Source organism: Sporichthya polymorpha DSM 43042 (genome assembly GCF_000384115.1).
GTDB lineage: Bacteria > Actinomycetota > Actinomycetes > Sporichthyales > Sporichthyaceae > Sporichthya > Sporichthya polymorpha.
Genome location: NZ_KB913029.1, coordinates 4,133,503 through 4,158,743, shown reverse-complemented (window position 1 = coordinate 4,158,743; position 25,241 = coordinate 4,133,503). Strand labels below are relative to the sequence as shown.

Annotated in this window: 22 protein-coding genes; 12 read left to right on the top strand and 10 right to left on the bottom strand. The window is 73.1% G+C overall.

All coding sequences use genetic code 11. The features are described 5' to 3' along the window. Positions 1-16: 16 nt before the first annotated feature. Positions 17-1,084 (bottom strand): uroporphyrinogen decarboxylase, encoded by a 1,068-nt coding sequence (gene hemE / locus SPOPO_RS0120245; protein WP_028984951.1) that lies wholly within the window; start codon positions 1,082-1,084, stop codon positions 17-19. Positions 1,085-1,230: 146 nt separating this feature from the next. On the opposite strand from hemE, the gene SPOPO_RS30750 reads away from it, so the two are divergent. The 3 genes from SPOPO_RS30750 (at position 1,231) to SPOPO_RS0120230 (ending at position 4,148) form a co-directional block, all read left to right on the top strand. Further along, a complete protein-coding gene (locus tag SPOPO_RS30750) occupies positions 1,231-1,884 on the top strand; it encodes a DUF3000 domain-containing protein (protein ID WP_019876864.1) in 654 nt (217 codons plus the stop codon). 301 nt (positions 1,885-2,185) lie between these two features. Next, positions 2,186-2,731 (top strand): LuxR C-terminal-related transcriptional regulator, encoded by a 546-nt coding sequence (locus SPOPO_RS35945; protein WP_084671810.1) that lies wholly within the window; start codon positions 2,186-2,188, stop codon positions 2,729-2,731. Positions 2,732-2,846: 115 nt separating this feature from the next. After that, entirely contained in the window at positions 2,847-4,148 is a 1,302-nt protein-coding gene (locus SPOPO_RS0120230; protein ID WP_019876862.1) for an HRDC domain-containing protein, read from the top strand. Positions 4,149-4,204: 56 nt separating this feature from the next. On the opposite strand, the gene SPOPO_RS0120225 is transcribed toward SPOPO_RS0120230, so the two are convergent. The 3 genes from SPOPO_RS0120225 to SPOPO_RS0120215 form a co-directional block, all read right to left on the bottom strand. After that, complete coding sequence (locus tag SPOPO_RS0120225) at positions 4,205-5,662, bottom strand: protoporphyrinogen/coproporphyrinogen oxidase (protein WP_019876860.1); 1,458 nt, start codon at positions 5,660-5,662, stop codon at positions 4,205-4,207. After that, positions 5,655-7,571, bottom strand: a complete 1,917-nt coding sequence (gene dxs, locus SPOPO_RS30745; RefSeq protein ID WP_051098413.1) for a 1-deoxy-D-xylulose-5-phosphate synthase — start codon at positions 7,569-7,571, stop codon at positions 5,655-5,657. The genes SPOPO_RS0120225 and dxs overlap by 8 nt, the downstream gene beginning before the upstream one ends. 73 nt (positions 7,572-7,644) lie before the next feature. Beyond that, entirely contained in the window at positions 7,645-10,455 is a 2,811-nt protein-coding gene (locus SPOPO_RS0120215) for an aconitate hydratase (RefSeq protein ID WP_019876857.1), read from the bottom strand. Between the two features lie 255 nt (positions 10,456-10,710). Here SPOPO_RS0120215 and egtA point away from each other — a divergent pair, with 255 nt between their 5' ends. The 6 genes from egtA (at position 10,711) to SPOPO_RS35315 (ending at position 18,106) form a co-directional block, all read left to right on the top strand. After that, positions 10,711-11,994: an ergothioneine biosynthesis glutamate--cysteine ligase EgtA gene (gene egtA / locus SPOPO_RS0120210; protein ID WP_211210932.1), complete on the top strand. Its 1,284-nt coding sequence runs from the start codon at positions 10,711-10,713 to the stop codon at positions 11,992-11,994. 29 nt (positions 11,995-12,023) lie between these two features. Next, positions 12,024-13,451 (top strand): ergothioneine biosynthesis protein EgtB, encoded by a 1,428-nt coding sequence (gene egtB / locus SPOPO_RS0120205; protein WP_051098665.1) that lies wholly within the window; start codon positions 12,024-12,026, stop codon positions 13,449-13,451. Beyond that, positions 13,451-14,212, top strand: a complete 762-nt coding sequence (gene egtC, locus SPOPO_RS0120200) for an ergothioneine biosynthesis protein EgtC (protein ID WP_019876854.1) — start codon at positions 13,451-13,453, stop codon at positions 14,210-14,212. Before egtB ends, egtC begins: the two co-directional genes overlap by 1 nt. Further along, positions 14,209-15,201 carry an L-histidine N(alpha)-methyltransferase gene (egtD, locus tag SPOPO_RS0120195; protein ID WP_019876853.1) on the top strand — a complete coding sequence of 331 codons (993 nt, stop codon included), beginning with the start codon at positions 14,209-14,211 and terminating at the stop codon, positions 15,199-15,201. Before egtC ends, egtD begins: the two co-directional genes overlap by 4 nt. 178 nt (positions 15,202-15,379) lie before the next feature. Beyond that, positions 15,380-16,417 carry a hypothetical protein gene (locus tag SPOPO_RS0120190; protein ID WP_028984948.1) on the top strand — a complete coding sequence of 346 codons (1,038 nt, stop codon included), beginning with the start codon at positions 15,380-15,382 and terminating at the stop codon, positions 16,415-16,417. A gap of 75 nt (positions 16,418-16,492) precedes the next feature. Next, on the top strand, positions 16,493-18,106 hold the full coding sequence (locus SPOPO_RS35315) for a multicopper oxidase family protein (RefSeq protein WP_211210931.1): 1,614 nt from the start codon (positions 16,493-16,495) through the stop codon (positions 18,104-18,106). A 22-nt stretch (positions 18,107-18,128) separates the two neighbouring features. On the opposite strand, the gene SPOPO_RS0120180 is transcribed toward SPOPO_RS35315, so the two are convergent. After that, positions 18,129-19,430, bottom strand: coding sequence for a class I SAM-dependent RNA methyltransferase (locus SPOPO_RS0120180; protein ID WP_084671337.1), 1,302 nt, complete (start codon positions 19,428-19,430; stop codon positions 18,129-18,131). A gap of 80 nt (positions 19,431-19,510) precedes the next feature. On the opposite strand from SPOPO_RS0120180, the gene SPOPO_RS0120175 reads away from it, so the two are divergent. Both SPOPO_RS0120175 and SPOPO_RS0120170 read left to right on the top strand, forming a co-directional pair. After that, positions 19,511-20,173, top strand: coding sequence for a potassium channel family protein (locus tag SPOPO_RS0120175; RefSeq protein WP_019876848.1), 663 nt, complete (start codon positions 19,511-19,513; stop codon positions 20,171-20,173). Further along, a complete protein-coding gene (locus SPOPO_RS0120170) occupies positions 20,173-20,838 on the top strand; it encodes a potassium channel family protein (protein ID WP_019876847.1) in 666 nt (221 codons plus the stop codon). The genes SPOPO_RS0120175 and SPOPO_RS0120170 overlap by 1 nt, the downstream gene beginning before the upstream one ends. Before the next feature lie 16 nt (positions 20,839-20,854). Here the strand turns inward: SPOPO_RS0120170 and SPOPO_RS0120165 are convergent, their stop codons facing one another. The 4 genes from SPOPO_RS0120165 to dut are packed head-to-tail and all read right to left on the bottom strand — an operon-like array spanning position 20,855 to position 23,341. Beyond that, positions 20,855-21,568, bottom strand: a complete 714-nt coding sequence (locus SPOPO_RS0120165; protein WP_019876846.1) for a DUF3159 domain-containing protein — start codon at positions 21,566-21,568, stop codon at positions 20,855-20,857. Next, complete coding sequence (locus SPOPO_RS0120160; protein ID WP_019876845.1) at positions 21,565-21,951, bottom strand: OB-fold nucleic acid binding domain-containing protein; 387 nt, start codon at positions 21,949-21,951, stop codon at positions 21,565-21,567. Before SPOPO_RS0120160 ends, SPOPO_RS0120165 begins: the two co-directional genes overlap by 4 nt. Then, positions 21,951-22,811: a DUF3710 domain-containing protein gene (locus tag SPOPO_RS0120155; RefSeq protein WP_019876844.1), complete on the bottom strand. Its 861-nt coding sequence runs from the start codon at positions 22,809-22,811 to the stop codon at positions 21,951-21,953. The genes SPOPO_RS0120160 and SPOPO_RS0120155 overlap by 1 nt, the downstream gene beginning before the upstream one ends. Before the next feature lie 2 nt (positions 22,812-22,813). Continuing rightward, positions 22,814-23,341, bottom strand: a complete 528-nt coding sequence (dut, locus tag SPOPO_RS0120150) for a dUTP diphosphatase (RefSeq protein ID WP_245541731.1) — start codon at positions 23,339-23,341, stop codon at positions 22,814-22,816. A 75-nt stretch (positions 23,342-23,416) separates the two neighbouring features. Here dut and SPOPO_RS30740 point away from each other — a divergent pair, with 75 nt between their 5' ends. Then, positions 23,417-23,701 (top strand): DUF4235 domain-containing protein, encoded by a 285-nt coding sequence (locus SPOPO_RS30740; RefSeq protein WP_019876842.1) that lies wholly within the window; start codon positions 23,417-23,419, stop codon positions 23,699-23,701. A 58-nt stretch (positions 23,702-23,759) separates the two neighbouring features. Here SPOPO_RS30740 and SPOPO_RS0120140 read toward each other — a convergent pair whose 3' ends face one another. After that, positions 23,760-25,160, bottom strand: a complete 1,401-nt coding sequence (locus SPOPO_RS0120140; protein WP_019876841.1) for a phosphodiester glycosidase family protein — start codon at positions 25,158-25,160, stop codon at positions 23,760-23,762. Positions 25,161-25,241 lie beyond the last annotated feature (81 nt).

Genomic DNA, 25,241 nt, shown 5'->3' with positions numbered 1-25,241 from the left:
AGGACGGTGGAGCGGGTCAGCGGGCGGTGCGGGTGTGGACGCGGTCGACGACGCGGGCGAGGACGTCGGGGTCGGTGTCGGGGAGGACGCCGTGGCCGAGGTTGAAGACGTGGCCCGGGAGGTCCGCGGCGGCGGCGAGGACGGCGTCCACCCCGGCGTCGACGGCCTCGGTGCCGGCGAACAGGACGGCGGGGTCCAGGTTGCCCTGCAGGGCCCGGCCCGGGCCGACGCGGCGGGCGGCCTCGTCGAGCGGAACCCGCCAGTCGACGCCGACGACGTCGGCGCCGGCCTCGCCCATCAGACGGAGCAACTCGCCGGTCCCGACGCCGAAGTGGATCCGCGGCACCCCGAGGTCCGCGACCGCATCGAAGACCTTCGTGCTCGCCGGCATCACCGAGCGGACGTAGTCGGCCGGGGCGAGGGCGCCGGCCCACGAGTCGAACAGCTGCAGCGCCGACGCCCCGGCGCCCGCCTGCACGCGCAGGAACACCGACGTGATGTCCGCGAGGCGGTCGAGCAGGGCAGCCCACAGGTCCGCGCGGCCGAGCATCATCGCCTTGGTCTTCTCGTGGTTCTTCGACGGCCCGCCCTCCACGAGGTAGGACGCGAGCGTGAACGGCGCCCCGGCGAACCCGATCAGCGGCGTCGCGCCGAGCTCGGCGACGAGCAGCCGCACGGCCTCGTCGACGTAGGACACCTGGGCGGGGTCGAGGACCGGCAGGCGGTCGAGGTCGGCCCAGTCCGCGAACGGCTGCGCCACGACCGGCCCGACGCCCGGAACGATGTCGAGGTCGACGCCGACAGCCTTGAGCGGCACGACGATGTCCGAGAAGAAGATCGCCGCGTCGACGCCGTACCGGCGGACCGGCTGCATCGTGATCTCGGTGATCAGCTCGGGGCGGGTGCAGGACTCCAGCATCCCGATGCCCTCGCGCACCTTGCGGTACTCGGGCAGCGACCGTCCCGCCTGCCGCATGAACCACACGGGCGTGTGCGGGACGGGTTCCCGACGGCAGGCCCGGACGAACGCCGACCCTCGCGGATCGGCGACAGGTGGACCAGACTCGGAGGGCGCCAGGGACATGGCGCCGATCGTCCCATGCGACACGCCGCGTTCGATCCACGGTTGGGTAGGACCGTCGTGTCACCGTGCGACGACGGGTGCGCGAGCACCCGCCGCGACAGCACGGCCCGAGCGCGCCCGCTCGGGTGGACGGCAAGGAGGCCCGAGTGACGCGACTCCAGAAGGACGGCCCCCCGCCGACCCGGCTGCTCGACCTGCCCCCCGACTTCGTCGAGGCGCTGAACGGCATCCAGGCCGCCCGCGTACGGCCCGAGGTGCGCCTGGTGGAGTGCCCGGCACCCCAACAGCTCGCGCCCTACGCCGCGGCGGTTCTGGCGACCGTGACGATCGCGGGCGAGGACGTCGCGACCGGTCGTTTGATCCTGCTTTGCGATCCCGCGGGACAGGAGGCCTGGGAGGGGCGCCTGCGGTTGGTGACCTACCTCCGCACGACGCTGGAGGCGGAGTTCATCACCGATCCCCTTCTCCCCGAGGTCGCGTGGGGGTGGTTGGCCGAGACCCTGGCGGGCCACGACCTGTCCCTGGTGGCCGCCGGCGGGACCGTCACCCGGGTGCAGTCGCACCCCTTCGGCGAACTGGCCGACGACGACGCCGAACCCGGCGGTGAGCTGGAGATTCGTGCTTCCTGGAGCCCGCTCGAGGGCGACCTGGCCGGCCACGTCGAGGCCTGGATCGAGGTGCTCTGCACGGCCTGCGGACTGCCCCCCACCCCGCCCGGCGTGGTCCAGATGCCGGGAACCTCTGGCGCACCGCGTAGAGCTGGGGTAAAACGGGGCGCAACCGGACGCAGAGGGCGCTGATACCTCCTGTCACTCCCGCCTCTGTGACGTCTCAAACGTAAAGTTCGGTAAAGAAGGATTCAAGGAATTTCCCGGATCGGCCGATGGGCTCATAAAGGCCACAACACCGGGAGGTTCCGTGACGCTCCTCGAATCCGCGCCTCGGGCGGCGAATTCCGTCCTGACGCGACCGAACCGCACGGTTCCGCCCCCGCCACGGGTGCCGTCCCCGCTGGTCCGCGAGTCGCGCGAACTGCGCGAATCGCGTTTCGCTCCGGACGACCTGCCGCTCGGTGCCGAACGCACCGGGTGGTTCACCGCGATGGTGGTGGGCGCCGATCCGTACCGCCGTGCGCTTGCCGTACGCCGCCTCCGCGCCCTGGGCGCCAAGGACGTGACCGAGGCCGGCACGGTCCTGCAGGCCCGCGCCTGGGCCCGTACGGCCGGTCCGCGGGATGTCTGCCTCGCCGAGGCGGCCCTGCCGGACGGCTCGGGCATCCTGCTCCTCGCCGAGCTCCAGCGGGCCGGCTGGGCGGGCTGCGCGGTCGTGCCGCTCGCGGATGGCGCCCGCGCCGCGCGGGCCGCGCTCGCCGCGCGCGTGCGCAGCTGCGTGCTGGCGGGTCGCGTCACCGGCGGGGGGCCGGACTCCGACGCCGCCCGCGCCGCGACGCGCCTGGGTCTGTCCGCGCGCGAGGTCGAGGTGCTCCGGCACGTGGCCGAGGGCCGCTCGAACCGCGACATCGGCGAGGCCATGGGCCTGTCCGCGCTCACGGTGAAGAGCCACCTCGCCCGCATCGCCCGCAAGCTCGGGACCGGCGACCGCGCGGGCATGGTCGCCACGGCCATCCGGGCGCGCGCGATCGACTGAGCGGCTGCACCGCACCACGCACGACCAGGGGGGCCGGACCGCTCGCGGTCCGGAAGACACGACAAACGTGCAGGCTGACGGCGCGCGCCGGGCGCGACGCCGTAACGTAAGGCCCGTGACCAGCCCCGCCGACGACACGCGCGACGGCGACGGACCGGTCCCCCTGCTCGAACCGGCCGGCGGAGTACCGCCGGTGATCGAAACCGCCGAGAGCCTGGCCGCAGGAGCCGCCGCGCTGGCGGCCGGCAGTGGGCCGGTGGCCGTCGACGCCGAGCGCGCGTCCGGTTACCGCTACGGCCAGCGGGCGTACCTGATCCAGATGCAGCGCCGCGGCTCGGGGATCCTCCTCATCGACCCCATCGCCTGCCCGGACCTCACCCCGATCATCGACGCCGTGAGCGGGCTCGAATGGGTCTTGCACGCGGCCAGCCAGGACATCCCGTGCCTGGCCGAGGTCGGGCTCCGCCCGGAGCGGATCTTCGACACCGAGCTCGCCGGACGTCTCCTCGGCTATCCCCGCGTCGGGCTCGGGAGCATGGTCGAGGGCGTCCTCGGCCTGACGCTGGAGAAGGGCCATTCCGCGGTCGACTGGTCGGTCCGGCCCCTCCCCGAACCCTGGCTGCGCTACGCCGCCCTCGACGTCGAGGTCCTCGTCGAGCTCCGCGACGCACTCGAGGACCAGCTCCGGGCCGACGGGAAGCTGGAGTGGGCCCACCAGGAGTTCGCGGCGATCGTCGCCAACCCGCTGCCGGGACCCCGGGTCGACCCGTGGCGTCGGGTCTCCGGCCTGCACCGGGTCCGCCGGGCCCGCCAGCTCGCGGTCGTGCGCGCGCTGTGGGAGACCCGCGACCGCATGGCCGCCACCCGCGACATCGCCCCCGGGCGGATCCTGCCGGACAGCGCGATCGTCGAGGCGGCGCTCGCGATGCCGACGTCGGTCGAGCAGCTCTCCGCGATGCCGGTCTTCGGCGGCCGCTCGACCCGCCGCGCGGCCGGGACGTGGTTCGCCGCCATCGAGGCCGCCCGGGCGCTCCCGGACGACCAGCTCCCGCCCGCCCACCTGCCCTCCACGGGCCCCCCGCCGCCGCGCAGCTGGGCCGAACGCGACCCGGCCGCCGCAGCCCGCCTGGCGGCCCTGCGCGCCGCCGTCGGGGCCGTCGCCGACGCCAACAAGCTCCCGGCGGAGAACCTCCTCGCCCCGGACTACGTCCGGCGCATCGCCTGGTCCCCGCCGGAGAACCCGACGCTCGAGGTCATCACCGTAGCCCTCGAGGGCTACGGCGCCCGCCCCTGGCAGATCGCCCTGACCGCCGAGGTCATCGTCTCCGGCCTCCAGACCGCGACCCAGGCCGCCGCGGACGCCACCGAGGCCACCGAGGCCGCCGCCACCGCTGCCGCGGAGCCCGACGCCTCCTGAGGTCGCAACGTCCGAAGAAGTGGCTGCAATTGCGGCCACATCGTCGGACGCAACGGTCAGTCGAGCAACGCCTCGACGCGTTCGCGCCCGCGTTCCCATTGGAGGTGGTCGAACGCGCCGTCGGGGCCGAGGGCGTTGACCGCCTCCCGGGCCAGGAGCAGGGCGTGGTGGGTGTTGTCGTGGAAGAACAGCCCGAACCGCCCGAACGAGGTGACGGACGGGATGCCGCGCAGCCAGGAGTCCAGGCCGTGGAGGTCGCGGTCGTAACCGAGGGTGTAGGTCGGGTAGTACATCGCCGAGCGGTGGACCTGGACCTGCGCCACCCGGATCGCCGGCAGGTCGGTGCGCGCCGCCGCTTCGACCACGAGGTCGGCGAGGTCGGCCTCGCTCGCGGTCCAGATCTCGTCCCCGACGGCGCAGGGCAGTTCCGCGCAGAGCACCGTGTGCCCCGTGGGGTCCTCGGCGTTGTCGCGGTAGTTCGCGGGCTCGGAGATCCGGAGCACCGGGGTGTCGTCGCCGGGGAGGTGGTGGCAGTCGTGCGGGGTCCACCGGCCGCCCTCGTGGACGAGGAAGACCAGCACCATCGCGCGGAAGCGCAGGCGCGTCGCGGTCTCGATCGCCCCCAGCGGCGGACCGGGTCGCGTCGAGCGCGCAAGCCGGGGCAGCGGCAGCGTCGAGAACGCGTGACGACCCGTCAGACTTGCGCCCTCCAAGGTTCTCACGGTCACCGAGCCGAACGCGGGCTCGACGGCGTCAATCTCCGTGCCGAGCCGGATCTCCGCCCCCGCCTCGACGGCGGCGTCGGCCAGCGCGGCCGCGATCTGCCCGAATCCGCGGCGCGGGTACCGGTACTCCGAGCCCGCCGCGCGGTACTTGCGACCGGCCCGCCAGGTGATGTCGGCGCCGACGATCCGGCCGGTCGCGTCGGCGTCGAGCCGGGAGCCGGGCTGGTTCCAGATCTTGCGGGCGTAGGGCTCGTGGACGGCGTCGTAGATCCGCCGGCCGACCCGGGCGCGCATCGCGTCGGCGTAGTCCTCGCCACCGCGGCGGTGCAGGGCGGTGCGGGTCGCGTCCCAGATCATCGCGGTGACCATCGGGTGCGGGAGCAGGCGCCGCAGGTCCGACGCGGGACGCTCGAGCGGCACCCAGCGGTCGGCGACCCGCACGCGGGCGGTGCGCCGGCGGGTCTGCAGGTCCGGCCCGAGCAGCTTCTCCAGGTCGGCGAGGACGTCCGGGGCGAGGCGGGCCGGGAGCCGGTGGCTGCCGTAGTCGACGGACATCCCGGCGAGGTCGAAGCTGGCGGCGAGACCGCCGACGTGCTCGGCGTGGTCGAGGACCAGGACGCTGCGCCCCCGGCGGGCCGCGCGGGCGGCGGCGGCCAGGCCGGCGGTCCCGGCCCCGAGGACGAGCAGGTCGACGGACGTGCGTTCACGCGAGGTGCGCTCGATCAGCGCGGGCTCGGGAGCGCCCGTCGGCCCGTCGGCCGGAACAGGCTCGGAATGAGCCTCAGGCACGTGGGGCGGGACGGTCGGCGGACTCGGGTACGTCCGACAGGCCGGCGACGATCTCGACGACCTCGCGGGAGATCTCCTGCGGCGTCAGGCCGATCTCCGCCAGGACCTCGATGCGCGTCCCGTGGGGCAGGAACTGCAGCGGGATGCCGAAGTCGCGGACCGGCGTGCGCACCCGGGCGTCCCGCAGCGCCTGCGCGATCGTCGCACCGACACCGCCGACCCGGCCGGAGTCCTCGACGGTCACCACCAGGCGATACCCGGCGGCGAGCTCGACGAGCGCCGGGTCGACCGGCTTGACCCAGCGCGGGTCCACCACCGTGACACCGACGCCCTGGTCGCCGAGGCGCTCCGCGACGTCGAGGCAGGTCGTCGCCATGGCACCGACGGAGATGAGCAGGACGTCCGGCTCCCCCGCGCGGTGCAGCACGTCGACGCCGCCGACACGGTCGATCGCGGGGACCTCCTCCGGGGCCGTCCCCTTCGGGAAGCGGACCACGGTGGGGGCGTCGTTCACGTCGAGCGCCTCGCGCAGCTGCGCGCGCAGCTGGGTCGCGTCGCGCGGGGCCGCGAGGCGCAGGCCGGGGACCGGCTGCAGCATCGCGAGATCCCACATGCCGTGGTGCGAGGACCCGTCCTCGCCGGTGACCCCGGCGCGGTCGAGCACGAACGTCACACCGCAGCCGTGCAGCGCCACGTCCATCAGGACCTGGTCGAAGGCGCGATTGAGGAACGTCGAGTAGACCGCGACGACGGGGTGCAGCCCGCCCATCGCGAGACCGGCCGCGGAGGTCACCGCGTGCTGCTCGGCGATGCCGACGTCGAAGACGCGGTTCGGGTGCTTGTCGGCGAAGTGGTGCAGACCGACCGGGATCAGCATCGCCGCGGTGATCGCGACGACGTCGGGCCGCTCGTCGGCGACGGCGACCATCTCGTCGGCGAAGACCGACGTCCACGACGGGCCGCTCTTGGCCGCGAGCGGGCGGCCGGTCAGCGGGTCGTGGACGCCGATGCCGTGGAAGTGGTCGGCGAGGTCGTTCTCGGCGTGGGCGTAGCCGGCACCCTTGCGCGTGATCGCGTGGACGATCACGGGCCCGCCGAAGTTGCGCGCCCGCATCAGAGCGGCCTCGAGGGCCCCGATGTCGTGGCCGTCGATCGGGCCGACGTACTTGAGCCCGAGGTCCTCGAACATCCCCTGCGGGGCCAGCCAGTCCTTGAGGCCCTTCTTGAGCCCGTGCAGGGCGTGGAACGCCGTGCGCCCGACCACCGGCGTCTGCTGGACGCGGGTGCCGCTCCAGCGCAGGAACCGCTCGTAGTTCGGCTTGGTGCGCAGCACCGAGAGGTGGTTGGCGAGCCCGCCGATCGTCGGCGCGTACGAGCGCTCGTTGTCGTTGACGACGATGACGACCGGCCGGTCCGGCGCGGCGGCGATGTTGTTCAGCGCCTCCCAGGCCATGCCGCCGGTCAGGGCGCCGTCACCGACGACCGCGACGACCGCGCGGTCGGTCTCCCCCTGCAGCGCGTACGCCTTGGCCAGGCCGTCCGCGTAGGACAGGGCGGTCGACGCGTGGGAGTTCTCGATGACGTCGTGGTCGGACTCCGCCCGGCACGGGTAGCCCGACAGGCCGCCCTTCTGGCGCAGGGTGGTGAAGTCCGCCGCCCGCCCGGTGAGGATCTTGTGGACGTAGGCCTGGTGCCCGGTGTCCCAGACGATCCGGTCCCGCGGGGAGTCGAAGACCCGGTGCAGCGCGATCGAGAGCTCGACCGCGCCGAGGTTCGGCCCGAGGTGGCCCCCGGTGCGCGAGACCGCCTCGACGAGGAAGTTCCGGATCTCCGCGGCGAGCGTCTCGAGCTCGGCGGGCCTCAGGCGCTTGACGTCTGCCGGCCCCGAGATCTCCTCGAGCAACCCCACCCAGTCCTCCAGAACTTTCGCGTGCGTCCGGCCAATTGTGGCCTACAGCCCTCAGTTGGCCGGACGCAACGAATCAAATGAGCTTGCGGAGCACGTACTGCATGATGCCGCCGTGGCGGTAGTAGTCCGCCTCGCCGGGGGTGTCGATCCGGACCTTGGCGGCGAACTCCACATTCCCGGCGCGCACCGTCACCTCGGAGGGGATCTCCCCGCCGTTGAGGGTGTCCACGCCGACGATGTCGAACGTCTCCTCGCCGGTCAGGCCCAGCGAGTCGGCCGTCTGGCCCTCCGGGAACTGCAGCGGCAGAACGCCCATGCCGATCAGGTTCGAGCGGTGGATGCGCTCGTAGGACTCGGCGATGACGGCCTTCACACCCAGCAGCGCGGTGCCCTTGGCCGCCCAGTCACGGGAGGACCCGGAGCCGTACTCCTTGCCGGCCAGGATCACCAGCGGGATGCCGGCGGCCTGGTAGTTCACCGAGGCGTCGTAGATCGTGCTCTGCTGGCCGGCCTCGGCAGCGAGGGGGCTGAAGTCGCGGGTGAAGCCCCCCTCGACGCCCGGCACGAGCTGGTTGCGGAGCCGGATGTTCGCGAACGTGCCGCGGATCATGACCTCGTGGTTCCCGCGGCGCGAGCCGTAGGAGTTGAAGTCGGCCCGGGCGACGCCGTTCTCGGTCAGGTACTTGCCCGCGGGCGAGTCGGCCTTGATCGAGCCGGCCGGCGAGATGTGGTCGGTCGTGACCGAGTCGCCGAGCTTCGCGAGCACCCGCGCGCCGGTGATGTCGCTGACCGGCGACGGCTCCATCGCCATGCCCTCGAAGTAGGGGGGCTTGCGGACGTAGGTGGAGTTCGCGTCCCACTCGAAGGTCGAGCCGGTCGGCGTCGGCAGCGACTGCCAGCGCTGATCGCCGGCGAAGACGTCCGCGTAGTCCTTGAGGAACATGTCCTGCGTCACCGCGCCCGCGAGGACCTCCTCGACCTCGGCCGTCGACGGCCAGATGTCGCGCAGGTAGACCGGCTTGCCCTCGGGGTCGGTCGCCAGCGGGTCGTTGAGGATGTCGATGTCCATGGTCCCGGCGATCGCGTAGGCGACGACGAGCGGCGGCGACGCGAGGTAGTTCATCTTCACGTCGGGGTTGATCCGGCCCTCGAAGTTGCGGTTGCCGGAGAGCACTGCGGTGACGGCGAGGTCCGCGTCGTTGATCGCCTGACTGATCTCGGGCAGCAGCGGGCCGGAGTTGCCGATGCAGGTCGTGCAGCCGTAGCCGACGAGGTTGAAGCCGACCTTGTCGAGGTACGGCGTCAGACCGGCGCGGTCGTAGTAGTCCGAGACGACCTGCGAACCCGGGGCCAGGGTCGTCTTCACCCACGGCTTGCGGGTCAGGCCACGCTCCACGGCCTTCTTCGCGACGAGCGCCGCGCCGATCATGACCGACGGGTTGGAGGTGTTGGTGCACGAGGTGATCGCGGCGATCGTGACGACGCCGTGGTCGATCTCGAAGGTGGAGCCGTCGGCGAGCGTGACGGACGTCGACTTCGACGGGCGGCCGCTGCCGGCACCGACCGGGACGCGCGGGGCGCCGTTGGTCTCGTCGGCGTGCTCGTCGCCGGGCGCCGCGCCCGCGGGGTCGCTGGCCGGGAACGAGGCGGCGGAGGCGTGGTCGACCTCGCTGCAGTCGCGCTCGTCGAAGTCGGTGTGGTCGACGTAGTCCCGCAGGCTGGTGCGGAACGCGGCCTGGGCGTCGGTCAGCGCGATGCGGTCCTGCGGGCGCTTCGGGCCGGCGATCGAGGCGACGACCGTCGAGAGGTCGAGCTCGATGTGCTCGGAGAACCGCGGCTCCGCGGACGGGTCGTGCCAGAGGCCCTGCTCCTTGCAGTACGCCTCGACGAGCGCGATCTGCTCGGCCGGACGGCCCGTCAGCTCGAGGTACTTCAGGGTCTCGCCGTCGATCGGGAACATCGCGGCGGTCGAGCCGTACTCCGGGCTCATGTTGCCGATGGTGGCGCGGTTCGCGAGCGGCACGGCGGAGACGCCGGGGCCGTAGAACTCGACGAACTTGCCGACGACCTTGTGCTCGCGCAGCATCTCGGTGATCGTCAGAACGAGGTCGGTCGCGGTGACGCCGTCCGGCAGCTCACCGGAGAGCTTGAAGCCGACGACGCGCGGGATGAGCATCGACACCGGCTGGCCGAGCAGGGCCGACTCCGCCTCGATGCCACCCACGCCCCAGGCGAGGACGCCGAGGCCGTTGACCATCGTCGTGTGCGAGTCGGTCCCGACGCAGGTGTCCGGGTACGCCTTCCCGTCGCGGACCATCACGACGCGCGCCAGGTGCTCGATGTTGACCTGGTGCACGATGCCGGTGCCGGGCGGGACGACCTTGAACTCGTCGAAGGCCGTCTGGCCCCAGCGCAGGAACTGGTAGCGCTCGAAGTTGCGCTCGTACTCCAGCTCGACGTTGCGCGCGAAGGCGTCGCCGGTGCCGAAGAAGTCGGCGATCACGGAGTGGTCGATGACGAGCTCGGCCGGGGCCAGCGGGTTGACCTTGTTCGGGTCGCCGCCGAGGTCGCGGACGGCCTCACGCATGGTCGCGAGGTCGACGACGCAGGGGACGCCGGTGAAGTCCTGCATCACGACGCGGGCCGGGGTGAACTGGATCTCCGTGTCCGGCTCCGCCGTAGGGTCCCAACCGCCGAGCGCGCGGATGTGGTCGGCGGTGATGTTCGCGCCGTCCTCGGTCCGCAGCAGGTTCTCGAGCAGGACCTTCAGACTGAACGGGAGGCTCGCCGCACCCTCGACCGCGCTCAGCCGGTAGATCTCGTAGCTGTTGTTCCCGACCGCCAAGGTCCCGCGGCTGCCGAAGCTGTCCACCGAAGCGCTCACGACGTCTCCCTCTCTCCGCACACCTCGTCATCCTCCCGCCCGTGCCGCGGGCCGAAGTTTGTGAGGTAAGCCTTACTTCTGTCTCGATCCGAAGTATCTTGATGTCGAGACACAATGGTAGCGCACCCGATCGTCAGCTGATCATCAGATTTGGCGGTCCCGGAATGTCGGTGGGGGTGCCTAGGGTTCGAAGAACGTGCGGACGGGCAGTTCGCGCGCACCTGCTCGAGCCGAGGGCGACCGGAGGTGGCGGCCATGGACGAACGCCGGGGCCGACGCATGGACCGGGGGTACGCCGCGGAGCGGTTCTCCGAGGTCGCCGCGGAGACCTACGTCGCGAGCACGTGCTTCAAGACCGGGCCGCCGCGCCTCGTCGGCATCGAACTCGAATGGCTCCTGCGCCACCGTGGCGACCCGGCTCGCCAGCTCTCCCCCGTCGATCTCGACCTCGCCCGCTCCGCCGCCGCCCATCTCCGCGACACCGGCAGGCTGACGACCGGCCGCCTCACCGTCGAACCCGGCGGCCAGCTCGAACTCTCCAGCGACCCGTTCCCGGACCCCGTCGAGGGTCTGCGCCGCATCACCGACGACGTCACCGCCTTCCGCGCGGCCCTGGCGCGCACCGGTCTCGAACTCGTCGGCCTCGGTCTCGACCCGCTCCGACCGCCCGTTCGCGTCCTCCGGCAACCGCGCTACGCGGCGATGGAGGCGTACTTCGACCGGCAGGGCGCGGCCGGCCGCTCGATGATGTGCTCGACCGCCGCCGTGCAGATCAACCTCGACGTCGGCGAGGACGTCAACGCGCGCTGGGACCTCCTGCACGCCCTCACGCCGGTGCTGGTCGCGGCCTTCGCCAACTCCCCCGTGGCGGCCGGCCCCGGAGGCGGCACCCGCTCCGGGCGCGCGGCGGTGTGGGCGGCGCTCGACCCGGCGCGGACGCGGCCCGTACCCGTCCCCGTCCCCGGCCTCGACCCGCGCACCGCGTGGACCGAGTACGCCCTCGCCGCGCCGGTGCTGTGCATCCGGACCGAGGGCCCGGACTGGAGCGCCCCGCCCGGCCTGACGTTTCGCGACTGGCTCCGCGGGCGCGGGCCCCGGCCGGTGACCGAGGCCGACCTGGCCTACCACCTGACGACGTTGTTCCCGCCGGTCCGTCCGCGGGGGCACCTCGAGCTCCGCGTGGTCGACGCCCAGCGGACCGAGGCCGACGCCGGCGCCGCGCTCGCCCTGGTGTGGGCACTGTGCTCCGACCCGACCGCGGCCGACCGCGCCCGGGAGGCGCTGGAGTGCGTCCCGCCCGACCCGTCCGTGCTGGCCCGCGCCCGCCGGGACGCCCTCGCCGACCCCGAACTCGCCGTCGCCGCGAAGGGCTGCTTCACCGCCGCCCTCGGCGCCCTCGGCCGCCTCGAAGCCGCCGGGCTCGCCCCCGCGCTCAGTTCGTTCACCGACCGCTACGTCGAACGGGGCCGCTGCCCCGCCGACGACACCCTCGACGCCTGGTCCACCGGGACTGTGCCGCTCGGGAAGGAGATGCCGTGACCACGGCCGCACGACCGGACGCCACGCCGCTGTCAAGAAAGGGTGTCACCCTTTTTGAACAGGCGGGGACGGAGGAGGGGCTGCGGGAGCGGATCGCGGCCGACCTGGAGCGGGCACGGGGGCGGACCCGGGCGCTCACGGACGCCGTCGACGACCGGGATCTGACGCGGCAACACTCGGAGCTGATGTCGCCGCTGGTGTGGGACCTCGCGCACATCGGCAACCAGGAGGAGCTCTGGCTGCTCCGGCAGGTCGGGCAGCGCGACGCGATCCTGCCCGCGACGATCGACGAGCTCTACGACGCGTTCCGGCACCCCCGGCGGGACCGGCCGGCACTGCCACTGCTCGACCCGAGCGAGTCGCGCCGGTACGTCCACGAGGTCCGCGGGCGGGTGCTCGACCTGCTCGAGTCGGCGGCCCTCCAGGGGGCGGATCCCCTGACCCGCAACGGGTTCGTCTTCGGGATGGTCGCCCAGCACGAGCAGCAGCACGTCGAGACGATGCTCGCGACGCATCAGCTGCGCGAGGGCCAGGCGGTCCTGACCGCACCCCCGGCCCCGCGCCGGTCGCGCGACCTGCCCGCCGAGGTGCTCGTCCCCGGCGGCGAGTTCGAGATGGGCACCGACCTCGAACCCTTGGCGCTCGACAACGAGCGGCCCGCGCACCGGGTCTACGTCCCCGCGTTCTTCCTCGACACGACGCCGGTGACCAACGCCGCGTACGCCGAGTTCGTCGCCGCCGGCGGGTACACCGACGAGCGGCTGTGGCACCCCGACGGCTGGGCGCACATCCGCTCCGCCGGGTGGGACGCCCCGCAGTTCTGGCGGCGCGAGGGTCCGGGCTGGGTGGTCCGCCGCTTCGGCGTCGAGGCCGAACTCGTGCCGGACGAACCGGTGCAGCACGTCTGCTGGTACGAGGCCGACGCCTACGCCCGCTGGGCCGGACGGCGCCTGCCCACCGAGGCCGAGTGGGAGAAGGCCGCCCGTCACGATCCCGCGACCGGCCGCTCGCGGCGCTACCCGTGGGGCGACGACGACCCGACCCCGGACCGCGCCAACCTCGGCGGCCGGCACCTCGGCCCCGCCGGAGTCGGCGCCTACCCGGACGGCGCCTCCCCCGCCGGTGTGCACCAGCTGATCGGCGACGTCTGGGAGTGGACGAGCAGCGACTTCACCGGCTACCCCGGCTTCCGCGCGTTCCCGTACCGCGAGTACTCCGAGGTCTTCTTCCCACCGCCGGGCGGCCGTAGCGAGTACAAGGTGCTCCGCGGCGGCTCCTGGGCCGTCGACCCCGTCGCCTGCCGCGGCACCTTCCGCAACTGGGACTACCCGATCCGGCGTCAGATTTTTGTCGGCTTCCGGACCGCGCGAAGCGCGGGTCCGGAACATGGGCACAGTCGTACCGCGCGCGACGTTGTTGGGGGGTGCTCGGGGGGCGGAGCCCCCCGAGGGTTCTGATGTGCCGTCACTTCGCCTACCTCGGACCGTCGGCGTCGCTGCACGACCTCGTGTACGCGGCCCCGTTCGGGCTGGAGCGGCAGTCGTACGCCCCGCGGCGCCAGCAGCACGGGCTGCTCAACGCCGACGGGTTCGGGTTCGGGTGGTACGTCGACGGCCAGGCCGAGCCGGTCCGGTACCGGCGGGCGGTCCCGCTCTGGGGCGAGGAGAACGTCCGCGGCCTGGCGAGGGTGACGCGGTCGCACGCGATCCTCGGCGCTGTGCGGTCGGCGACCCCGGGTCACCCCGTGCAGGAGGGCGCGGCCGCGCCGTTCACCGCAGGGCGCTGGCTGTTCAGCCACAACGGAGCGATCGCCGGCTGGCCGGACAGCGCGGCGTCCCTCGCCGCCGACCTGCCGTTCGCCACCCTCGCCCGGCAGCAGACGCTGACCGACTCGACGCTGATCTGGGCGCTGCTCCTCACCCGGCTCGAAGCGGGCGAGGACCCGGGCAAGGCGGTCGCCGCGGTCACCACGCAGGTGCGCGAGGCCACCGGCGCCCGGACGAACCTCCTGCTGCTCGACGGCGAGCAGATCGTCGCCACCACCGCCGGCGACATCCTGTGTCACCGCCAGGGCGGTGTGCCGACCCCCGGCGGCGACGTCGCCCCCGCGGTGATCGTCGCCTCCGAGCCGTTCGACGACGCCGACGGCTGGGTCGACGTCCCCGACAACTCGCTGCTCGTCGCCACCGCCGAGAACCTGACCCTGGAGAGCTTGTGACCATCGTCGAGACGTCCGACCGCTTCGTGCTCACCGAGCACCTGCCGCCGGACTTCGCCGAGCAGGCGCTGCGCGCCGACGTCCGCGCCGGACTGACGGCGACGCCGAAGACCCTGCCGCCGAAGTGGTTCTACGACGCCCGCGGCAGCGAGCTCTTCGAGCAGATCACGCGGCTGCCCGAGTACTACCCGACCCGCGCGGAGCGGGAGATCCTCGCCCGCGAGGCTGCCGACATCGCGGCGTCGACCCGGGCGTCCACGGTCGTCGAGCTCGGGTCCGGGTCGTCGGAGAAGACGCGGCTGCTGCTCGACGCCCTCGCCGCCGCGGGCACCCTGCGCCGGTACGTCGCCATCGACGTGTCCGGCGCCGCCCTGACCGACGCCGCCGGCGCGCTGCTCCGCGACTACCCCGAGCTCGAGGTCCACGCAGTCGTCGGGGACTTCGACTCCCACCTCGACCGGCTCCCCGACTCCGGCGATCGGCGCCTGTTCGTGTTCCTCGGCGGGACGATCGGCAACTTCGCCCCGCCCGAGCGCCGTCGGTTCCTCGCCGCCGTCCGGGCCGAGATGCGCCCGGGCGACGCGCTCCTGCTCGGGACCGACCTGGTGAAGTCGCCCGAGGTCCTCGTGCCGGCCTACGACGACGCCGCCGGCGTGACGGCGGAGTTCAACCGCAACGTGCTCCGGGTGATCAACCGGGAGCTCGGGGCCGACTTCGCCGTCGAGGCGTTCGAGCACGTCGCGGTCTGGGACGCCCGGAACGAGTGGATCGAGATGCGCCTGCGCTGCCGCGACGCGCAGCAGGTGCACATCGCGGCGCTCGGGCTCGACGTCGCCTTCGTCCCCGGCGAGGAGATGCGGACGGAGATCTCCGCAAAGTTCCGCCGCGCCGGCGTCGTGGCGGAGCTCGACGGCGCCGACCTGACCCTCACCCGCTGGTGGACGGATGCCGCGGGACGCTTCGGGCTGTCCCTCTCCCGACCCGACTGAGCGTGGGATTATTTCGGTTCGGTCACATTCGTCTCGCGAGCCCCATCCTTCCCAATTCATGGGGCCGTTTCGCCCCGAACTTGGCGGGCATCGCCCTAAGGTCTGCGTTGCCTGGGAAGACGCCGTGAACGCCCCACGACGTCGCGCGCCCGGTCACGAACCCGGAAGGAAACCGCGCATGTACACCCCGAAGCGGCGTCTGCTCGCCGCCACCGCCGCTCTGGCCTCGGCCCTGTTCCTCGCCGGGTGCGCGGACGACGACGACCCGATCGCGTCCCCGAGCGAAGCGGTGAACACCCCGACCCAGTCGGCTGCTCCCTCGATCGACGACTTCTGCGACGCGAAGGTGGCCATCGACGCCGCCTTCCTGCAGGGCGGCCCGCCCGAGGAGGGCGGCGAGGGCTCCGAGACCGCGAGCCCGGACCCGAAGGTCGTCGGCGAGGGCATCTCCGCGACCTACAAGAGCCTCTACGACGAGTACGTCCGCACCGCGCAGCCCGAGGTGAAGGCGGACGTCGAGAAGCAGGCCGCCGCGCTCGACAAGGCGATCTCCGACGGCAACCCCGAGTTCTTCATGGACCAGGAGTTCGCCACCGCCGACAAGGCCGTCGACGACTTCCTGGCCGACCGCTGCGACGTCCAGGAACTCTCCGCGACCGCGGCCGACTACGAGTTCGAGGGCCTGCCCACGGTCAGCCCCGAGGGCCTGACCGCCCTCACCCTCACCAACGAGGGCGAGGAGTTCCACGAGATGGTCCTCATGCGGATCGGTGACGACGTCACCGAGTCCATCGAGGAGCTGCTCCAGATGGACGACGAGGAGGTCGAGGGCAAGGTCCAGCCGATGGGCGTCGTTCTCGCCGCCCCGGGCCAGACCGCGATCAACTTCTTCGAGCTGACCGCCGGCCGCTACGCGGTGCTGTGCTTCATCTCCGAGGGTTCGGACGCCGAGCACGAGTTCCAGGGCGACGGTCCGCCGCACTTCACCAAGGGCATGATGGAGGAGCTCCGGGTCGTCGGCCCGAACGAGAGCGCCAGCCCGAGCACCACCTCCGGCTCGGAGTCCTCGTCCGGCTCGGAGTCGTCGTCCGGTTCGGTCGCCGAGGAGCCGACGTCGAGCTCCTCGTCCGGCTCGTCCTCCAGCTCGGGGTCGTCCTCGTCCTCGACCGCCTCGGACGAGACCGCGTCTCCGGAACCGACCTCGACCTCCGGCTGACGCACGTAACATTTCGCTCTACGACGGGGCCCGGCTTTCCGCCGGGCCCCGTTTCGCGCGCTCCAAGGAGACCTGGTGACCGGACCCGGACGGCCGATGCCGCGCCGGCGCTTCCTCGGCGTGGCCGGAGGCGTCGGTCTCGGTGCGCTGGCCGGGTGCGCGAACGACGACCGGCCCGGCCTGATCCCGGCCCCGCCGACCACCACCGGCCCGACGGCGGACCCGAGCCCCACCGGCATCGGCCTGCTCCAGCCCGGCAACGCCGCCGGCACGCTGGCCGCCTCGCCGATCGAGATCGACCTCGCGGGCACCGTCGTGACGACCTGGGGCTACAACGGCGCCGTGCCGGGGCCGGAGATTCGGCTCAAGCGCGGCGAGACCGTCCGCGCCCGGCTCACCAACGCCCTGTCCGACGAGACGACGATCCACTGGCACGGGGTCAACCTCGTCAACGCGATGGACGGCGTCCCCGGCGTCACCCAGGAGGCGGTCCGCCCGGGCGAGCTGTTCGAGTACGAGTTCCGCGTCCCCGACGCCGGCTCGTTCATGTATCACGCGCACGTCGGTCACCAGCTCGATCTCGGCCTGTACGGGCCGTTGATCGTCACCTCCGACGTCGACGAGCCGGTGCCGTACGACCGCGAGTACACGGTGATGATCGACGACTGGCGCGACGGTCTCGGCGTCACCGAACCGGGCGTGCACTCCGGCCATGCGACCGGGTCCCCCGGCCGCGGACCGGCCGGGGGCTTCGACTTCCTCGGCGGGTTCGGCGCGAACAAGGGCTCCTCCCCGAGCCAGGCCGACTCCCCCAGCCCCTCGCCCACCGCGGACGACGACCTCGAGGGTGAGCCCGAGGAGGACGCGCCGCCGCCACCCGGCGCGAACCCCGGCGAGCGACTCGGCGGCAAGGTCTACCCGATGTACCTGATCAACGGCCGACCCGCGGCGGACCCGCAGACGCTCGAGGTCCGGTCCGGCGAGCGGGTGCGCCTACGGCTGATGAACATCGGCGCCGACACCGGCTTCCTCGTCGCGATCGCCGGGCACCGCATGACGATCACTCACACCGACGGGATGCCGATCGAGCCCGTCGAGGTCGAGGCCGTGCGTCTCGGCATGGGCGAGCGGTACGACGTCGTCGTCACCGCCGACAATCCCGGCGTCTGGCAGCTCGCGGCCATGCCGGAGGCGAAGAAGGGTTTCGCCCGCGCGGTGCTGCGCTACACCGACGCGTCGGCCTCGACCCCGCCGCCGGTCGACGAGCGCCCCGCCGAGCTGAGTGGCCGTCAGGCTTCTTACGACGAGCTGCACTACGCCGGTGAGCGCACCCGCCCCGCCACCCCGCCCGACCGGACCTTCGACCTGACCCTGACGTCGAACAGCCGCATCAACGGCCAGCGGTACCCCGACGCCGACCCGCTCGAGATCGACGCAGGCGAGCTGGTCCGCTTCCGGCTGACGAACACCGCGGACCTCGCCCACCCGATGCACCTGCACGGGCACCCGTTCTGGGTGGCGACACCCTCGGGGCGCGGGCCGGTCAAGGACACCGTGCTCGTCCCGCCCCACGGCGGGGTCGTCGAGTTCGACTTCGTCGCGGACAACGCCGGTGCGTGGCTGTTCCACTGCCACAACCACTACCACATGGAGAACGGCATGAACCGCGAGGTTCGCTACCTCACCTGACGCTGAGCATACTGACACCCCGTCAGGTTACTTGCTCAGCGGTGGGTTCCAGCGTCGCCACGGCTTCGAGGTGGTGGGTGTGCGGAAACAGGTCGAACGCGCGCAGGCCGACGAGGGCGTACCCCCGCTCGGCGAAGTACGCGAGGTCGCGGGCCAGCGCGGCGGGGTCGCAGGCGACGTAGGCGATCCGCCGCGGTGCGAGGGCCGCGACGCCGTCGACGACCTCGCGGCCCGCGCCCGTCCGCGGCGGGTCGAGCACCACCAGGTCCGCGGGGCCGACCTCGGCGAGCAGGGCCGCGTCGACCCCGGCCTCGATCACGCGCGCCCCGGGGACGTCGGCGAGGTTGTCGCGGGCGGCGGCGACGGCGGCCGCGTCGGACTCGACCGCCACGACCGGCCCCGGCGCGACGGAGGGCGCCAGCATGCCGGCGAACAGGCCCGACCCGGCGTAGAGGTCGAGCAGCGTCTCCCCCGGCCGCGGCGCCAGTGCCTCGGTCACCGCGCGCGTCAGCACCGTCGCCGCCGCGGGGTGCACCTGCCAGAACCCGTCGGCCGGCACGGAGAACTCCCGTCCGTCGACCGTTTCGACCACGCGCTGATCGGCCACCGGGGAGACCACGACGTCGCCGGTACCCGCCGCCGGGACGGTCACCGCGATCTCGGCGCCTCGCGGCCAGGCGGCGCTCAGCACGCCGGAGGTGTTCACCGCCGGCGCGGCGATCAGACAGGCGTCGAGGGGCTCGACGTCGTGCGAGCGGTGCCGCCGGAGTCCGGCGCGCCCGGTCGGATCGACCGCGAACCGGACGCGCGTCCGCCAGCCGGAGCCGTCCGTTGCCCCCGGGACCGCTTCCACGACCGGCTGCCGGTCCAGCCCGGCGAGCCGGCGCAGCTGCTCGACCAGCACGGCGGCCTTGAGCTCCCGCTGGGCGTCCAACGTCGCGTGCTGCCAGTCGCACCCCCCGCAGCGACCCGGCCCCGCATAGGGGCACGGCGGGACGACGCGGTCGGGCGAGGCATCCAGCACCTCCACCGCGTCGGCGCGCAGGAAGCGGTCGGCCGGTCGCCCCTCGGTGACGCGCACCCGCACCCGCTCGCCGGGCAGCGCGTGCCGCACGAAGACGACACGGCCCTCGTGCCGGGCGACGCAGAAGCCGCCGTGCGCGACCGGCCCGACCTCGACCTCGTACTCCGTGCCGACCAGACTCCCCGGCCCGGAGCGACTCGGCCGCCCGGTCCCCCGGCTCCCCGGCCGGCTCCCCGACCGGCGGCCCTTCCGGCGGCCGGGTCGAGGTGGCCGCTCGGAGTGCGACTCGGACGGTGCCATGGCGGAGCCGAGACTATGCGGTGCGGGCGTGTAGCGTCCGTGCGGGACGCCAGGAGGCTGGCCGAGGAGGACGTCGACACGTGCACATCGTGATCATGGGCTGCGGGCGCGTGGGGTCGACGCTGGCACTCGCGCTGGAGGCGAAGGGCCACGACGTGGCTGTCGTCGACCAGGAGTCCGACGCGTTCCGCCGCCTCGGGACCGGCTTCGCCGGTCGCCGCGTCACCGGGGTGGGCTTCGACCAGGAAACGCTGCTGGAGGCCGGCATCGAGCAGGCCGGCGGCTTCGCGGCCGTCTCCAGCGGTGACAACTCCAACATCATCTCCGCGCGCATGGCGCGTGAGCAGTTCGGCGTCGAGAACGTCGTCGCCCGCATCTACGACCCGGCCCGCGCCGAGGTCTACGAGCGGCTCGGCATCCCGACGGTCGCGACCGTGAGCTGGACCGCCGACCAGATCCTCCGCAAACTCCTGCCGCCCGGTTCCGAGCCGGTCTGGCGTGACCCGAGCGGCTGCGTGGCTCTCGCCCAGGTCAGTGTCCACCCGGGCTGGATCGGCCTGCCGATGGCGAAGCTGGAGGTTGCGTCCGGCGCGCGCATCGCGTTCCTGACCCGTCTCGGCGAGGGGTTCCTCCCGACCGCCGAGACCGTCCTGCAGGAGGGCGACCTCGTGCACGTGCTGCTGCGTGAGGACACCGCCGACGCCGCGGAGGCCGTGTTCGGCGCCGCGCCGGAGGTGCACTGATGCGCGTCGCCATCGCCGGGGCCGGCGCCGTCGGCCGGTCCATCGCGCGCGAGCTGCTGGCCAACGGCCACGAGGTCCTGCTCATCGACAAGAGCCCCTCGGCCATCAAGGTCGAGCGGGTCCCCGACGCCGAGTGGCTGCTGGCCGACGCGTGCGAGATGTCCTCGCTGCAGGAGGCCCAGCTCCAGCGCTGCGACGTGGTCATCTGCGCCAGCGGCGACGACAAGGTCAACCTCGTCGTCTCCCTGCTGGCCAAGACCGAGTTCGCCGTCCCCCGCGTCGTCGCGCGCGTCAACCACCCGGGCAACGAGACGCTGTTCAACGAGTCGTGGGGCGTCGACGTCGCGGTGTCGACGCCGCGCCTGCTCTCGGCGCTGGTCGAGGAGGCCGTGACCGTCGGCGACCTGGTCCGCCTGTTCTCCTTCAAGCAGGGTCAGGCCAACCTCGTCGAGCTGACGCTGCCGGAGGACTCACCCCAGATCGGCAACCGCGTCGGCGACGTCCCGTGGCCGACGGACACCGCGCTGGTCGCGATCATCCGGCAGAGCCGGGTCCTCGTCCCCTCCCGGGACGACCCGCTGGAGGCCCTCGACGAGTTGCTGTTCGTCGCCTCGGCGGACCAGGAGCGCCGCCTGCAGAACCTGCTGTCCCCGCACGACGACTGACGGTCCGCGGCCGGGGTCATTCCTCCGCGGGCTGCTCCGCGGGCTGCTCCGGGGGGTCCGCCAGCGGCGTGCGGCCCTTGGCGAGCAGCGCGGCCATCGCGAGCAGCGCGGCGACCTGGAGCGGCCAGCCCATGATCACCTTCGCCGTGCCCAGCAGGCCCACCTCGCCCGCTTCGTAGAGCGGGTACTGGACGACGACGCGCAGGATGCACGGCGCGGCCAGCAGCAGCGTCAGCCGGTTGCAGAGCTTGACCATGGCGGGGTCGGACCGCCACGCGGTCGGATCGCCGGTCACGGCGCCCACCATGAACCCGACCAGCGGCCAGCGGATCAGCACGGTCAGCAGCAGGACCGCGGCGTAGCCGGTGTTGTAGAGGATCCCCGGCAGGAAGTAGGCGAGCGCGCCGTCGTCGCCGTCGCCGCTCCGGTCCGCGCGCAGCGCGAAGGCCGCGCCGATCGCGATGCCGAACGCGGCGTTGAGCACGAACTGGACGGTGCTGCGCTGGACCAGCCGCACGACCAGCGCGAGCGCGGCGAGCCCGGCCGCGATCGCCAGCGACAGCTGAAGCTCGTCGGTGACGACGTAGGCGAGGGTGAACGCCGCGGTCGGGATCGCGGCCTCGAGGACGCCGCGCGGACCGCCCAGCGCCGTGGAGAGCTGCTGGCGGACGAGCTGTTCGACGGTCTCGACGTTCGGGGGACGCTCCCCCCTCAGGCGCTCATCGGTCACCCGACGCCGGGCCGGAGCTCGTAGCGGGGGTTGTAGACCACGGGACGGCCCTCGACCATCGCCACCCGGCCGGTCACCTTCATGCCCCGCCCGGGCTCGACGCCGGCGATCTGGCGCCGGCCCAGCCACACCAGCGAGACCGTGCCGGAGCCGTCGTAGAGCTCCGCCTCCAGGGCGGGGACGCCCGCCCGAGGGCGCAGCGTCACGGTGCGGAGCGTGCCGCACATCGTCACGATCTCGCGCGCACAGCACTGCTGGATCGGGGTGCCGCCGGCGTCCGCGACGTCCTCCTGCAGCTCACGGGCCTCGACCTCGTGGGGCGGCGCCGTGATCCGTCCGATCATGCGCTTGAGCAGGCCCTTGGCCGGAGCGTCGGTGGTCATCAGCGGACCTCGGTGATCTCCGGACCGCGCTCGAACGGCTTGAGGTCGTCGGTCCGGCGCCCGCCGTCCTCGTCGCCCTCGTCGGTGTCCTCGTCGACGAACTGCTCGCCGTGCTCGCCGATCTCGACCTCCTGCGGGAGCTGCAGCGGGATCGGGTCACGCGGGGCCATGGCGTCCTGACCGCGGACGACGACCACGTCGGCGAGCAGGTCCTCGAGCGCGCGACGCAGCGAGGCGTCGGTCGCGGCCTCGCCGGTGATCACGGCGCGCAGGAACCAGCGCGGTCCGTCGACACCGAGGAAGCGCGCGGTCTGCAGGCCGGTCGTGCCGTCGGGCAGCGCGACGCCGACCTCGGCGACGAGTTCGGTGCCGAACCGGCCCTCCTCCTCGGTGGACCGGCCGCCCGAGGCGACGATCCCTTCGGCGATCTCGCCGCGGACCTCGTCCCAGATGCCCATCGTGCGCGGCGCGGCGAACGGCTGGATCTGCAGCGCGCTCCGCTCGATGATCAGCGTGACCGCGACGACCTGGTCCTCCGCGAGCTCGGCCCGCAGCTCCATGCCGTTGAGGATCGGGATGCGGACCCCGCCGAGGTCGACGCGCTCGATCTTGTCCTCGGGCGCGCTGTCCGCGTCCCACGGACCGCCGTCCCGATCGCGGATCGAGCCCACCGGCCACGACGGGTTCTGGTCCACCTCCGCGGCGGGGGTGTCCCCGAGCGCGGCGAGCACCTCGTCGACCTCACCGGGGTCGGCGTCGACCTCGGTCCCGGTCTCGGCGCCCGCCTCGTCGCTCTCGGTGTACGAGTCCAGCTCGGCGCCCGCGTCGGGCTCGCCCTTCTTGCGGCGTCGGAAAGCCACGTTCAGTTCCCCTCGTCGATGGGGCCATTCTCGCGCGCGGTCGACTCGCGCGTGGAAAAGCCGCCGGTGGATCCGTGCCCGCCGGTGCCCCGGGCCGAACCTGGCAGCAGCTCCACCTCGTGGAACCGCGCGAGTTCGACCCGCTGGATGACCAACTGGGCGATCCGGTCGCCCCGGCGCAGCACGACCGGCTGCGCGGGGTCGTGATTGACCAGAATGACCTGAATCTCGCCGCGGTAGCCCGCGTCGACCGTCCCCGGAGCGTTGACGATGCTGACGCCGAACCGGGCGGCGAGCCCCGAGCGCGGGTGCACGAACGCCGCGTACCCGGCCGGCAGCGCGATCGCGAGGCCGGTGGGGACCTTCGCCCGCTCACCGGGTGCGAGCTCGACGTCGACAGCCGTGCAGATGTCCGCCCCGGCGTCGCCGGGGTGGGCGTAGGCGGGGACGGGCAGCTCGGGGTCGAGGCGCTGGACGAGAACGTCGACCCGCTCGCCCACGGCCAGGGCCCCCTGCAGGTCAGCGGTCACGGTGCCCGACACTACCCGCCTCTGGCAGGCTTGCCCGCGCAGCCGGGAGATCGGCGAATCAGAGCGGAGTTCGGCGTGGCAGAGAGCAACAACGTGGCCTGGAAGGCGGTGGCCACGGGCGGCGCGGTCGCCGCGACCTTCGTGACCCGGAAGGCCGTGGCCGGGGTCTGGAAGGCCGCCACCGGCGGCGCTCCCCCGGAGCACCCCGAGAACCCCGACACGACCTGGGCGCAGGCGCTGGCCTGGGCCATGCTCACCGGCGCGATCGCCGGCGCGGTGCGCCTGCTGATCACCCGCAAGGCCGCCTCGTCCTGGCGGTCCGCCACCGGCCAGCTGCCGCCCGGCCTCACCGCGAGCTGACCCTCCGGACGTCCGACGATGTGGTCGCTGTTGCAGCCACATCGTCGGACGCAACGGGTCAGTCCTTCGACGCCAGCCAGACCAGGGCGTCGGCGACGGCGCGCTCGGAGCCGACCGGGCGGTTCACGACCTTGCCCCGGACGGCCATGGTCGTCGAGCCGCCGCCGTCGAGGTTGAGCGCGTCGTCCATCCCGAGGGCCTGAGCCACGCGGGCGGCCTCCCACAGGGTCGCCCCGACGCTGCGGGGCTGCCGCCCGTCGATCGTGACGAACATCAACCGGCCCGCGGCGTCCGTGCCCGCGATCGTGCGCGGGTTGCGCCCGAACAGGCTGCTGTCGCGCCGGTGAAGGATCGTTTTCCCGTCCCGCACCAGGCGGTAGCGGCCGGTCACGGCCGAGACGCCCTCCCGTAGCGGCAGCCGCCGGCCGTCGGGGCGGTTCACGACCGACTGCTCGACGTCGAGGCAGCCGCCGCGCGCGAACCGGCGCAGGCGCAGCGCGGTCGCGCCGGTGCCCTGCAGCGACGTCTGGGAACCCGTCAGCCGGACGCCGCGGTGCCCGAGGATCCGCACCGGGCAGCCCGCGCGGTCGAGCACGACCTCGACGCCCGGCCCCTTCGGCGTGCGGCCGGCGAAGTCGCGGGTGAACTCGGCGAGCTGCCCCGAGCCTGCGCAGCGCTGCTTGCGCGCGGCCTTGTGCTTCGCGCAGCCCTTCGGCAGGTTCGGCGGGCTGTTCACGCGGTTCAGCGTCAGCACGCCCATCCCCTCGCGGGAGCGGACCTTGCCGGTCCAGTCGAAGCGGCCGATGCGCAGCGCGTTCTGCTCGGAGTCGAGGGCGAGCGTGACCTCCTGCGACGTCCCGGTCGGCTTGGAGAGCACGCGGCCGTCGGAGATCGTCAGGCCGACCGGCAGACCGCGGTAGCGCTTGTCCGACTGCAGCGAGAAGAACGACCCGTTGACACCGACGAGCGCGCTCGCCCGGCGGGCGAGGGCGGTGGTGCGGTCCGGGTCGGCGAGGGTCTTGCCGTACGTGCGCTGCAGTCGGCCGTCGGCCTGCTCGGGGTCGATCGTCAGGACGTTGACCACCCACGGGCCCTTGGACGTGGAGGCCCAATGCTTGCGCTTGGTCTTCCCCTCGCCACGGTGAATCACGGTCAGCGTGACGCCGGGCGCGAGCGTCTTCGTCGTGCGGCGCTCCGGCAGGCCGGCCCGGCCGAGCGGCAGCGCGGGCTCGCGGGGCACGCGCGGGACCTCACCCGCCTTCGGCGGGGCCGACGCGGGCTCGGGGGTGTGCGGAGTCGCCAGGTCCCCGATCAGCGACGACAGCGGGTCCGGCTCCGGAGCCGGACCCGCGGCGGAGGCGTCAGCGGAGTCGGGGATCCCGGCCGTGGCCACCGCGGTCGCCGTGACGATCCCGGCGAGCGCGTAGGAAGCCGGACGAACTCGGCAGAGGAACGTCATGGCCGCACATCATGATCACCGTTTCTGTGTGCGCTCCCAGGGTGCGCTCCCAGGGTGCGCTCACCGGTGTGCTCACCGGTG